Raw genomic sequence first — 12,434 nt, forward strand, 5'->3', positions numbered from 1 at the left:
CTCAGCGCGCCGCCCCGTCGGCGAGGGCGAGGCGCACCACGGCGCGCCCGGGGCGGGGGCTCGAGACGACGGTGAAGCCGGCACCCTCGAACAGACTCACGGTGCCGTGGTAGAGCTCGTTCGACGACACCCGCCGGGTACCCGGATCGACCGGGTAGGCCTCGACCGTGTGCGCGCCGTGGGAGCGGGCGTGCTCGACGGCGGCCCTCAGGAGCGTGCGGGCGAGGCCGCGGCGGCGATGCCCCGGCCGCACCACGAAGCACGTCACCGACCAGACGCCGTCGCGCTGCGAGCTCCCGCGCTCGACGTCGGCGCCCAGTGCCGACGGCGAGGTCCACAGCCGCGGGTAGGCGGACCAGGGCGCCACGGCGCACCAGCCCACCGGCTCGCCGTCGAGCGTCGCGACGACTCCCGGCGAGGGTCCGTCGGTGGCGAGATCGGTGCGCATCCGCTCCCGCAGGTCGTCGACGGCCAGCGGCCGCATGGCGGCGTTGGTCAGCCGGAAGAACTGGCACCAGCACCGAGAGGCGTCGCCCCGGGTGCCCATGACCGCGGCGACGTCCTCGAACGCGGGGGAGGACGTGGTGAGCATGCCGTCCCCGCCGCCCCGGGCTCCCGTCGACCCTGCCATGGCACGTGACCCTAGGCGACGGTCCAGTCAGCGGTCGAGAGTGGACAACAGCGCTCGTCGCCCGTACGGTCAGGTTCCGGCAAGGGGGTTAACATATTTCGGGACGGGGGGGTGCGACCGTGCGTGACGTGACCGCCGCGCGCCCGTCGGCCGAGCGCGCCGCCAACACCGATCGTGTGCTGGCCGCGCTCGCTCCGGACCTCTCGCTCACCCAGACGGAGCTGCGCGAGGCCACCGGCCTCTCCCGGCCCACCCTGGCCGCGATCCTCCGTGAGCTGCTCGCGGAGGGGTGGATCGTCGCCGTCGCCCCCACGAGCCGAGCCGGTGCCGCCGGCGCCGGCCGGCCGGCCCGCTCCTTCCGGATCGACCCGGACGCGATCACCGTCGCCGGCGTCGACGTCGGACTGCACGCCGTCCGCGTGGTCGTCGCCGACGCGACGGGCGCCCGGCTGCACGCCGTGCACGTCGACGTCGCCCCGGACGCGGCCGGCGCGGAGCGGCTCACGCTCGTGCAGCAGGCGATCGCCGGCGCGGCCCGCGCGACCGGGCGCGACGTGTCCGCCCTCGCGGCGATCTGCGTCGGCGTCCCCGGCATCGTGGACGCAGCGGGCCGGATCCGCAGGTCGTCGGTCATCGCCGACTGGAGCGGCTTCGACGTCGGCAGGGCGATCGGGCGGTGGGCGGGTTGCCCCGTCGACGTCGTCAACGACGCCAACCTCGCCGCCGTGGGCGAGCACTGGACGGGCGCCGCGCGCATGTGCGACGACGTCGTCTACCTCCACCTCGGCCGTCGGACGAGCGCGGGGCTGCTGCTGGACGGTCGCGTGCACCCCGGCCGCACCGGCGCCGCGGGCGAGATCGGGAGCATCCCCGCGCTGTTCCTCGACACGCCCAGCGTGCTGATCGAGCCCGACGCCGCGCAGGACGACCCGCGCATCCCGGAGGTCTTCACCGCCGCTGCGGCGGGCGACGAGGGTGCGGCGGCACGCGTCGAGGAGTTCGGCCGCCGCGTCGCGGAGAGCGTCGAGATGCTCACGAAGATCCTCGACCCCGACGTCGTCGTGCTCGGCGGCGGGCTCTCGCGCGCCGGAGCGGCGCTCCTCGATGTGGTGACGCGACACGTCGCGTTCGTCGACGGCGTCGCGCCCCCCGTCGTGCTCGGGGCGCTCGCCGACGAGGCGGTGACGTCGGGCGGCGTGCGCCGCGCCCTGCTCCTGGCGGCCCGCGAGGAGCCGCTGCTGCGCCCGCTGCTCGCCGCGGGCACGGCCCGCACCACGCGTCCGCCGGCGGACGTCGGCGGGCGTGAACCCGAGACCACCGCACCTGAGAGGTCAGCATGAGACGCCGCACGTTCCTCGGTGCCGCGGCCCTGGCGCCGCTGGGCGCCGCCGTCGCCGCCTGCTCCGACCCGCCGGACGGGGGAGAGCGGCCGGCCGGCCGCGCCCGGATCTCCTACGGCATGTGGGACCAGCTCCAGGTGCCCGCCATGCAGGAGGTCATCGACGCGTTCAACGTCGAGCACCCCGACATCGAGGTGACGATCCAGCTCACCCCGTTCAGCACGTACTGGACCCGGCTGCAGACGTCCATCACGGGCGGGGGAGCGGCCGACGTCTTCTGGATGAACGGCCCAAGCATCCGGAAGTTCGCGCACTACGGCACGCTCCTCCCGCTCGGTGAGCGGCTGGCGGCCGACGGCGTCGACCTCGCCGCCGACCACCCCGCGAACCTCGTGGACCTGTACGCCTACGACGGCGAGCAGTACGGGGTCCCGAAGGACTACGACTGCATCTCGCTCTACTACAACAAGGCGCTCTTCGACGAGATGGGCGTCCCGTACCCCGATGCCACGTGGACCTGGGACACCGTGCGCGACGCCGTGGCCGAGTTCCGCGACCCCGCGCGCGGACGCTACGGCATCAGCTCGGCGATCGACCGGCAGCGCAACCTCTACCCCCTCGTGTTCCAGAACGGGGGAGAGGTGATCGACGGCGGTCGGTCGGGGTTCGACTCCGAGGCCACGATCGGCGGCCTGGAGTTCTGGACGGACCTCGTCAACGACGGCCTCGCCCCGAACGCCATGGCCACCGCCGACACGCAGGGCCGCTCCCTCTTCCTCGGCGGCCAGATCGCCATGTACTACGGGCTGCCGAACGACGCCGTCGAGGCGTACGACGACCCCGCGATCCGGGAGCGCACGGACATCGCCGTCCTCCCGGCCGGGACCGAGCGCGGCAACGTCATCCACGGGCTCGCCAACGTCGTCAACGCCCGCACGGCCTTCCCCGACGCCGCCTACGAGCTCGTGAAGTTCATGGCGGGTCGCGAGGCGGGTGAGATCCAGGGCGCGAGCGGGTCCATCCTGCCGAGCTTCGCCGGCACGGAGGCGGCGTACCTGGCGTCGAAGCCCGAGTTCAACCTGCAGGCGTTCATCGACCAGATCCCCGACTGCACGGCCTACCCCGTGTCCATGAACACGAACACCTGGGAGAACATGCAGTACACCTACCTCGCCCCCGCCTGGATCGGCGACCCGTCCCGGTCCGTCGCCGACGCCTCGCGGCGGCTCGCGACCGAGATGAACCGGGTGCTCGACGCGGAGCCGGCCACGTGAGCGCCGCCACGCCGGTCACGGCGACGGCGCCGGCCGTCACGCCCGCACGCCGGCGCGGTGGCGCCGCGACCGCGCGCCGCCGCACCGCCGTCGTCGGCTACCTGTTCGTGGCGCCGGTGGCGCTCGGCCTGCTCTGGCTGTACATCTACCCGGCGCTCGCGACGTTCGTGCTGAGCTTCACCGAGTGGGGTCCGTTCGGCGGCAACACGTTCAACGGCTTCGCCAACTACGTCGCCGTGTTCTCGTCGCAGACGTTCTGGCGGTCCCTGCTCAACACGTTCGGGTACATGCTCATCGGGCTGCTCGTGATCCCGGTCGCGATCGTCGTCGCGGCGCTGCTCAACAAGCCCGGCCTGCGCGGCGTCGGCGTCTACCGCGCGCTGTACTTCATCCCGTTCATCACGCTGCCCGTGGCGAGCGGCATGGTGTGGAAGTGGCTGTACAACGGCGAGTACGGGCTCATCAACCAGTTCCTCGGGGTCTTCGGGATCTCCGGCACCTACTGGGTGGCGAACCCGGCGACGGCGCTCGTGGCCATCGGGATCGTGCAGGTCTGGTCGCAGATCGGCTACTACCTGGTGATCTTCATCGCCGGCATCAAGGGCATCCCGGCGGAGTACTCCGAGGCCGCCGAGCTCGACGGCGCCGGCTCCTTCCGGCGCTTCAGCCACATCACGCTCCCGCTGCTGAGCCCGAGCATCTTCTTCTGCACGGTCATCAACGTCATCGCGACCCTGCAGATCTTCGACCTCATCTACGTGATGTCGCAGAGCTCGAGCGCCAACCCCGCGTTCCAGGCGTCGCAGTCGATCGTCACGCTGTTCTACGAGATGGCGTTCGTCGACAACACGAAGGGTCCGGCGACGGCGCTCGCGTTCATCCTCATGATCCTCATCGCGGCCCTCACGGCCGTCCAGTTCCGGCTCCAGCGGAGGTGGGTCCAGTATGCGTAGCCGACTCGTCAGCGGCCCCTCCGCCCGGGGCACCCGGCTCGGAAGCGTCGGGACGCACGCCGTCCTCGCGCTCGGCGCCGTCGTGATGATCTTCCCGTTCGTGTGGCAGGTGCTCACCGCGTTCAAGTCGCAGGCCGAGGCCATCGCCGTGCCGGTGACGATCCTGCCGGCCGAGTGGCGGTGGGACACGTTCCGCGAGGTGTTCACGGTGCTGCCGTTCTTCGACCAGCTCCGCAACACGGCGCTCGTGGCCGTCGCCCGCACGCTCGGACAGCTCCTGCTCTGCTCGCTCGCGGCGTACGCGTTCGCGCGGCTGCGCTTCCCCGGCCGGAACGTCGTGTTCGCGCTGTTCCTGTCGGTGCTCATGGTGCCGAGCCAGCTGCTGATCCTGCCGCAGTACGAGATCATGGCGGACCTCGGGCTGCTCAACACGATCCCGGTGCTCATCCTGCCGGGCCTGTTCTCGGCGTTCGGGACGTTCCTGCTGCGCCAGTTCTTCATGACGATCCCGAACGAGATCGAGGAGGCGGCGCTGCTCGACGGCGCGAGCCGGTTGCGGATCTACTGGAGCATCATGCTGCCGCTCGTGCGCCCGGCCCTGGCGGCGCTCGCCGTCATCACGCTCATGAACGCGTGGAACGACCTCCTGTGGCCGCTCGTGGTCAACACCGACCCCACCGTCATGCCGATCAGCGCAGGGCTGACGACGCTCCAGGGCCAGTTCGCGACGAACTACCCGGTGCTCATGGCAGGCTCCTTGCTCGCCAGTCTTCCCATGCTCGTGGTGTACCTCGTGCTGCAGCGGCAGTTCGTCCAGGGCATCGCGCTGTCCGGAACGAAAGGATGACGCACGTGGGTGCGAAGGTGCTGAAGCTTGGGGTCGTCGGAGTCGGTGCGCGGGCCTCGCTCGCGCAGCATGCGGCGGCGGCCGGCGGGCGGGTGGTCGTCGCCGCGGATCCCGCCGCCGCGGGGCGCGCGCGGGCGCGCGAGCTCTTCGGGGACGACGTCGCGGTGGTCGCCGACCACCGCGAGCTCCTCGACGCCGGCCTCGACGGGGTGTTCGTGCTGAGCCCGGACGACACCCACGCGCGCATCGCCGTCGACCTGCTCGACGCCGGGATCGCCGTCTACCTCGAGAAGCCGATGGCCACGACGCTCGAGGACTGCGACGCCATCCTCCGCGCCCAGGCGAGGTCGGGAGCGCTCCTCGTGCCGGGGCACAACATGCGGCACATGCCCGTCGTCACCACCATGAAGCAGCTCATCGACGACGGCGCGATCGGTGACGTGCAGGCGGTCTGGTGCCGGCACTTCGTCGGGCACGGCGGGGACTACTACTTCAAGGACTGGCACGCCGACGCCAGCCGGTCCACGGGCCTGCTTCTGCAGAAGGGCGCGCACGACATCGACGTCATCCACTGGCTCGCCGGCGCGCACACCGACGTCGTCGTCGGCATGGGGGCGCTGCAGGTCTACGGCGGGATCGACGACCGGCGGGACAACTCCGACCGCCGCCTGCGCGAGTGGTTCTCGACGAGCAACTGGCCGCCCACCGCCCAGCGCGAGCTGCACCCCGTCGTCGACGTGGAGGACACGTCCATGATCCAGATGCACCTCACGAACGGCGTCCTCGCCAGCTACACGCAGTGCCACTTCACGCCCGACTACTGGCGCAACTACACGGTCATCGGCACCGCCGGACGGCTGGAGAACTTCGGCGACACCTCGGGCGCCGAGATCCGCGTCTGGAACCGGCGGCACGACTATGACGCTGACGGCGACACGCGCGTGCGGGTCGCGGAGCCGGACGGCGGTGCTGCCGGGCACGGCGGGGCCGACGCGTCGATCGTCGCGGAGTTCTGCGCCGCCGTGCGCGGGGAGCAGACGCCGCGCACCACGCCGCTCGACGCCCGCGCCGCCGTCGCGGCCGGGACGTGCGGGACGGCCTCGATCCGCGGCGGCTCGGTGCCCGTGCCGATCCCGCCCCCCGACCTCGGTCCAGGTGCGCAGCTCGACGACGCCCCGAACCGCAGACACACCGACAAGAAGGAGTCCGCGTGACGAACAGGCCGGGCGACGGGATCACCGTCGCACTCATCGGGGCCGGCGGGATCGCCGGCGTCCATCTCGCGGCATGGCTCGCGCTCGGCGCGACGGTGCGGGTGTACTCGCACGACCACGCGGCGGAGCTCGTGCGCCGGTACGGCGGCGGCGAGGTCGTGGCGACGCTCGACGACGCGCTCGACGGCGCCGCCCTGGTCGACATCGTGACACCCACGTTCGCGCACCACGAGGTCGTGCGGGCCGCCGTCGCCGCCGGCTGCGACATCGTCTGCGAGAAACCGCTGGCGCTCACGTCCGAAGAGGTCGCGGAGATGATCGCCGAGTGCGCCGCGGCCGGGGTCCGGCTGTACCCGGCGCACGTCGTGCGGTACTTCCCGGAGTACGCCGCCATGCGCGCCCACGTCGCGGCCGGCGGGGTCGGGCGCGTCGCCGTCCAGCGCTTCGCGCGGTCCGGTTCCCGCCCGGCGCGCGGCTGGTTCGCCGACGCCTCCCGGAGCGGCGGCATCGTGATGGACCAGATGATCCACGACCTCGACTTCGCCCGGTGGACGGCCGGCGACGTCGCACGCGTCTTCGCGCGCCAGTCCACCACCGAGGACTCCGGTGACCGGCTCGGCGTCGTCAGCGCCCAGGTCGTGCTCACCCACGTCTCCGGCGCGCTGAGCTATGTGACCGGGACGTGGGCCGCGCCGGGGAGCGCCTTCCGGACGCGGTTCGAGGTGACGGGCTCCGACGGTCTCGTGCACCACGACTCCGCCGAGCACGCACCCCTGCGGATCGACGGGGGTTCGGCGGGTGAGGGCCGCGGCCTGCTCCCGGGCACGGCGTTCACGGAGAGCCCGTACCTGACCGAGCTGCGCGAGTTCCTGCTCGCGTGCACGGCCGGCGGTCCGGAGCCGCGCGTCAGCGCACAGGACGGGCTCGAGGCCGTCCGGCTCGCCGAGGCCGCCAACCACTCCCTGCGTTCGGGGGACGTCGTCGACCTCGCCGCGGCCGGCACCGCCGGCACGGCAGCAGCAGTTCCGACCAGCACGGGAGCGCCCGCATGACCACGCCCAACCTCAAGATCGGCCTGGCGTCCTTCGCCCACACGCACGCCGGCTCGTACGCCCGCGTGCTCGCCTCCATGCCCGGGGTCGAGGTGCTCGCCACCGACCCCGACCACGCGGACCGCGCCCCGGAGAGCGGCGGACCCGCGATGGCCGCCGAGCTCGGGGTCGAGTACGTGCCCGACCTCGACGCGCTGCTCGCCTGGGAGCCCGACGGCGTCGTCGTCTGCGCGGAGAACGCGCGCCACCGCGCGTACGTGGAGCGGATCGCGGCGGCCGGCGCCCACGTGCTGTGCGAGAAGCCGCTGGCGACGTCGGTCGCGGACGCGGAGGCCATGGTGGCCGCGTGCGACGAGGCGGGCGTCTTCCTCATGGTCGCGTTTCCGGTGCGCTTCTCGCCGGCGTTCACGGCGCTGCGCGAGGCGGTCGACGCCGGCACGCTCGGCACGGTGGCCGCAGTGACCGGGACGAACAACGGCCGACTCCCGAGCGGGCGGTCCTGGTTCACCGACCCCGCACTGGCGGGCGGCGGCGCGATGACCGACCACACCGTGCACGTCGCGGACCTCATGGACGCGCTGCTGGGCGGCGCGCCGGCCACGAGCGTGTACGCGCAGTCGAACGCCGTCCTGCACGCCGGCGAGGTCGACGTCGAGACCGGGGGCCTGGTGTCCATCGGGTACGCGACCGACGCCGGCGACGTCGTCGTCACCATCGACTGCAGCTGGTCGAAGCCCGCCGACTACCCGACGTGGGGTGGGCTGACGCTCCAGGTGGTCGGCTCGGACGGCGTCGCCGACATGGACGCGTTCGGTCAGCGGGTGGACGGCTTCTCCCAGTCGGCGGCGGCGCCGGTGTGGCTCGCGTACGGGGCGAACCTCGACGAGGCGCTCGTGGCGGAGTTCGTCGACGGCGTCCGGACCGGTCGCGCGCCCCAGCCGGACGGGGCGGTGGGCGTCCGCACGACGCGGATCGTCGAGGCCGCCTACGCCTCGGCGGCCGCAGGGCGCCCCGTGGCACTGCACACGACCCCCTAGGCTGGGGCCGGATCCGTGACGCGCACCCGAGGAGACGCCGCATGAGTCAGCATTCCGTGCCGCCCCAGCAGCCGGGTTACCCGGCGCCCGGGCAGCCCACGCCGCCGCCTGCCCCGCAGCAGGGCGGTCAGGGCGGCTACGCGCAGCCCGGCGCCTACCCGACGCCGTCGCAGGGGTATGCCGCGCCGTCGCAGGGCTACGCGCAGCCTGGCGCGGCCGGACAGCCAGCCCCCGCGCAGCAGCAGTGGGGTGCGCACCCCGGGCAGCCCCAGCACCCGGGCTACGGCGGCCAGTACCAGCCGGTGGCGCGCACCGAGCCGGGGTTCTTCGGGCGCCTCTTCGACACGAAGTTCGCCCACCTGGTGGCGCCGAAGTACGTCTCCGGGGCGTACATCGCCGTCATCATCGTCGCCGGGGTCTTCACGCTGAGCGGTCTCGTCAACGCCGTGAACACCCTCTCGCTCGGGGCGTCCCTGTACGGGAGCGCGACCACCGTGCTCTCCGGCCTGGTGCAGATCCTCGTCGCGCCCGCGATCGGGCTCGCGATCCTGCTCGTCGGCCGGCTCGCGCTCGAGGCCGTCACGCACCTCGCCAGCTCGAGCGCGTCGCTCGCGGCACTGCGCAAGGACTCGGACGGCCCCGCGGAGTGACGACGCCCGACACCGACGCTCTGCCCAGCCGGATCGGGCTGGTGGCGTTCGACCTCGACGACACGCTCGCGCCCTCGAAGACGGCGATCGACCCGGTCATGTCCGCCCTGCTGGGCGAGCTGCTCGACCTCGTGCCCGTGTGCATCATCTCCGGCGGCCGGTACGAGCAGTTCGAGATGCAGGTCGTCCGCCGGCTCGACGCGCCCGCGCAGTCGCTCGCGCGCCTTCACCTCATGCCGACGTGCGGCACGCAGTACTACCGGTACGCGCCCGGGGCCGGGGACTTCGAGCAGGTCTACGCGCACACGCTGACCGCCGACGAACGCGACCGGGCGCTCGCCGCGCTCGAGGGCGAGGCGAAGCGGCTCGAGCTCTGGGAGGCACGGACCTGGGGCCCGATCCTCGAGGACCGCGGCACGCAGATCACGTTCTCGGCGCTCGGGCAGCAGGCGCCCGTCGACGCCAAGGCGGCGTGGGACCCGACGGGGGAGCGAAAGGAGCGGCTGCGCCACGCCGTCGCCGCCCTGCTGCCCGATCTTGAGGTCCGCTCGGGCGGCTCGACCTCGGTCGACATCACGCGGCAGGGGATCGACAAGGCGTACGGGATGCGCGCGCTCACCGAGCTCGCAGGAGTCGGCCTCGCCGAGATGTTCTTCATCGGTGACCGCCTCGACCCGGGCGGCAACGACCGGCCGGTGCTCGACCTGGGGGTCGCCTGTCACGCCGTCGAGGGCTGGGAGGAGACGGCGGAGTACCTCTCCGGCACGCTGCTGCCCGAGCTGCGCCGTCGTGCAGAGGCGATGACGCCGTCCTGACGTCCCCTCCGAGTGTTTGGTATACCATTCATGGATGCCATGTGACTCCGAGGTGCGCACGCGGGCGCGCGAGCCGTCCACCGAGTCGCGGCGACGGGCGCGTCTCCGGCGCGCCTCCCTCGTCGCGGGCTGCCTGGCGGTGATCGCCGTCGTCGCCGGCTGCACGGCGCCCGGCGACGGTGCCGAGGCCACCGACGTCCCCTCGGCCCCGAACGTCACCGAGCCCACCACCGCCACGGAGGTCCCGATGCCCACGACGACGCGGCCCGCGATGTCGCCCGAGGAGGCGACGGCTGCTCTGCACGCCGCCGTCGCGGCCGACGACGTCGCCGGCGTGACCTCGGCGATCGAGGCGGGAGCGGACCTCGAGGCACGCGGCGCCGGTGGGGCCACCGCGCTCGTCGTGGCCACCAAGGCGAACCGCGTCGCCATCGCGCGCGTGCTCCTCGAGGCGGGGGCGGACCCGAACGCGACGGACGACATCTCCGACTCCGCGTTCCTGTACGCCGGCGCGGAGGGCCTGGACGAGATCCTCGTCATGACGCTCGCTCACGGCGCCGACGTCACGAGCACGAACCGGTTCGGCGGCACGGCCCTGATCCCGGCGAGCGAGCACGGCCACGTCGAGACCGTGCGCATCCTCATCGAGGCCGGTGTCCCGGTGAACCACATCAACAACGTGCCGTGGACGGCGTTGCACGAGGCGATCGTCCTCGGCGACGGCGGGCCGGACCAGGTGGAGGTCGTGCGCCTGCTGCTCGGCGCGGGTGCTGACCCGACGATCCCGGACGGCGCCGGCGTTCCGCCTCGCCGCCTGGCCGCGGATCGCGGCTTCGACGAGATCGTCGCCCTGCTCGACGTCGCCCTGCTGACCTGGGACGCGCCCGCCTAGGGGAACCGCACGCTGACGTGGTGCCAGCCCTCGGCGCCGTCCGGGACGACGTCGACGGGACCCTCGGGCTGCGGGCCGTCGGCGTCCCAGGCGCGGACGGTGATCCGGTGGTCGCCGGACGTCACCTCGGTGGCGTCCCAGGCGTAGGACCACTGGCGCCACGTGTCGATCGTGTCCTCGGCCGCGAGGTCGGCGTCGTGCCACTCGCCGTCGTCGACGCGGATCTCGACCCTGACCACGCCGCGGTGCTGCGCCCAGGCGGTGCCGCCGACCATGATCACGCCGGGCTCGGCCCGGGTCGCGGTGCGCGGCACGTCGATCCGCGACGCCGTCTTCACCGGCCCGCGCTCGGACCAGCCGCGCTCCGTCCAGTAGGCCTCGGCGCGATCGAACCGGGTGACCTCGAGATCGACGACCCACTTCGTCGCGGAGACGAAACCGTAGAGGCCGGGCACGACGAGCCGCACGGGGAACCCGTGGTCGACCGGGAGGGGCTCCCCGTTCATCCCGACGGCGAGGAGCGCGTCGCGGCCGTCGGTGAGCGCCTCGATCGGGGTCGACGCCGTGAAGCCGTCCACGCTGCGCGACAGCACCATGTCGGCGTCGGGCAGGGGACCGGCCTCCGCGAGCAGCTCGCGCACGGGCAGCCCGAGCCACAGAGCGTTCCCGGCGAGATCGCCGCCGACCGGGTTCGACACGCACGTGAGCGTCACTCGCGCCTCCACGAGATCCCTCTCGAGCAGCTCGGCGAAGTCGATCTCCACCTCGCGCTCGACGAGGCCGTGGATCCGGAGGCGCCAGGTGGCCGGGTCCACGACCGGCACGCGGATCGCCGTGTCGATCCGGTAGAAGTCGTCGTTGGGTGTCACGAACGGCACGACGCCGGGCACCGGGCTCTGCACACCCTCGGGTGGTGGTGCCACCGGCGTCGCCGCGACCGGGAGCACGATCGTGTCGCGGACGGCCTGCACGGCCCGCGCCGCGCCGCTCGCGACGCGGGCGCCGACACCGGCACCGACGGCGACGAGCGCGGCCACGCCCGTCGCGCCGAGGAACGAGCGCCGGGTCGCGCCGCGGTCGGGCTCGCCCGCGGGCACGCGGGCCACGAGGGATCGGAGCACGACCAGGCCCGCCACGGCGCCGACCACGACGGCGGCGACGTCGGTCGCTCCGCCTCCGGGTCGGGCGGCGGCGGCCGCGGCGACGACGGCGGAGAGCGCGACCACGACGGCGGCGCCTCCGACGAACGAGCGTCGTGCCACGAGGCCCGCCACGGCGCTCAGCACGCCCGCGACGACGACGACGCACACGGCGAGGACGCTCTTGTCGGCGGTTCCGAACGTGTCCTTGGCGAACTCCACCAGCCACGGTGGCGAGGCGTCGACCACGGCCGAGGCCAGGGCGGACAGAGGCGAGTGCTCGGTGCGCAGCAGTGCGGCGACGAGGGAGGCGACGGCGATCGTCACGGCGCCGGCGACGACTCCGGCGAGCGCCGCCCACCATCGGCCGCCCCGGTCGCCGGTGCCCGCGGACGCGCCGGCATCGCCCTGCGTCGACCTGCCGGAGCTCACGCCTCAGTGTGCGCCACCGGCGGACGACAGGCGAGGACGGACGCGGCCGAGAACTGATGGCATTCATTCGCCGCGCTGATGGACCGCCTCCGCGGCCCGCGGGATTCCGCGGCTGGAGGCCGCCACGCCGGAGGGGACCGGCGGGCCGTCGGCACAGA

General features: G+C 73.3%; 12 protein-coding genes. 10 read left to right on the forward strand and 2 right to left on the reverse strand.

The window, feature by feature from the left end; translation table 11 throughout:
* Position 1: 1 nt before the first annotated feature.
* Entirely contained in the window at positions 2–631 is a 630-nt protein-coding gene (locus BCAV_RS08325; protein WP_015882149.1) for a GNAT family N-acetyltransferase, read from the reverse strand.
* A gap of 128 nt (positions 632–759) precedes the next feature.
* On the opposite strand from BCAV_RS08325, the gene BCAV_RS08330 reads away from it, so the two are divergent.
* From BCAV_RS08330 to BCAV_RS08375, 10 genes are read left to right on the forward strand one after another with little or no spacing between them, the layout of a single operon-like run.
* The gene (locus BCAV_RS08330; protein WP_050761699.1) at positions 760–1,971 is read left to right on the forward strand and encodes an ROK family transcriptional regulator; all 1,212 of its coding nucleotides are present in this window, start codon (positions 760–762) and stop codon (positions 1,969–1,971) included.
* Entirely contained in the window at positions 1,968–3,245 is a 1,278-nt protein-coding gene (locus BCAV_RS08335; RefSeq protein WP_015882151.1) for an ABC transporter substrate-binding protein, read from the forward strand. Before BCAV_RS08330 ends, BCAV_RS08335 begins: the two co-directional genes overlap by 4 nt.
* Entirely contained in the window at positions 3,242–4,198 is a 957-nt protein-coding gene (locus BCAV_RS08340; protein ID WP_015882152.1) for a carbohydrate ABC transporter permease, read from the forward strand. The genes BCAV_RS08335 and BCAV_RS08340 overlap by 4 nt, the downstream gene beginning before the upstream one ends.
* Positions 4,191–5,045, forward strand: coding sequence for a carbohydrate ABC transporter permease (locus BCAV_RS08345; RefSeq protein WP_015882153.1), 855 nt, complete (start codon positions 4,191–4,193; stop codon positions 5,043–5,045). The genes BCAV_RS08340 and BCAV_RS08345 overlap by 8 nt, the downstream gene beginning before the upstream one ends.
* On the forward strand, positions 5,042–6,259 hold the full coding sequence (locus BCAV_RS08350) for a Gfo/Idh/MocA family protein (RefSeq protein ID WP_015882154.1): 1,218 nt from the start codon (positions 5,042–5,044) through the stop codon (positions 6,257–6,259). The genes BCAV_RS08345 and BCAV_RS08350 overlap by 4 nt, the downstream gene beginning before the upstream one ends.
* Complete coding sequence (locus tag BCAV_RS08355; protein ID WP_015882155.1) at positions 6,256–7,311, forward strand: Gfo/Idh/MocA family protein; 1,056 nt, start codon at positions 6,256–6,258, stop codon at positions 7,309–7,311. The genes BCAV_RS08350 and BCAV_RS08355 overlap by 4 nt, the downstream gene beginning before the upstream one ends.
* On the forward strand, positions 7,308–8,348 hold the full coding sequence (locus tag BCAV_RS08360) for a Gfo/Idh/MocA family protein (protein ID WP_015882156.1): 1,041 nt from the start codon (positions 7,308–7,310) through the stop codon (positions 8,346–8,348). Before BCAV_RS08355 ends, BCAV_RS08360 begins: the two co-directional genes overlap by 4 nt.
* 41 nt (positions 8,349–8,389) lie before the next feature.
* Positions 8,390–8,998: a DUF4282 domain-containing protein gene (locus tag BCAV_RS08365; protein WP_015882157.1), complete on the forward strand. Its 609-nt coding sequence runs from the start codon at positions 8,390–8,392 to the stop codon at positions 8,996–8,998.
* The gene (locus tag BCAV_RS08370) at positions 8,995–9,813 is read left to right on the forward strand and encodes an HAD-IIB family hydrolase (protein WP_015882158.1); all 819 of its coding nucleotides are present in this window, start codon (positions 8,995–8,997) and stop codon (positions 9,811–9,813) included. Before BCAV_RS08365 ends, BCAV_RS08370 begins: the two co-directional genes overlap by 4 nt.
* 34 nt (positions 9,814–9,847) lie before the next feature.
* The gene (locus BCAV_RS08375; RefSeq protein WP_015882159.1) at positions 9,848–10,705 is read left to right on the forward strand and encodes an ankyrin repeat domain-containing protein; all 858 of its coding nucleotides are present in this window, start codon (positions 9,848–9,850) and stop codon (positions 10,703–10,705) included.
* Here BCAV_RS08375 and BCAV_RS08380 read toward each other — a convergent pair.
* Positions 10,702–12,276, reverse strand: a complete 1,575-nt coding sequence (locus BCAV_RS08380) for a molybdopterin-dependent oxidoreductase (protein ID WP_015882160.1) — start codon at positions 12,274–12,276, stop codon at positions 10,702–10,704. The two genes, BCAV_RS08375 and BCAV_RS08380, sit on opposite strands and share 4 nt — an antisense overlap.
* Positions 12,277–12,434 lie beyond the last annotated feature (158 nt).

Origin of the sequence: Beutenbergia cavernae DSM 12333 (genome assembly GCF_000023105.1) — a bacterium.
Lineage (GTDB): Bacteria > Actinomycetota > Actinomycetes > Actinomycetales > Beutenbergiaceae > Beutenbergia > Beutenbergia cavernae.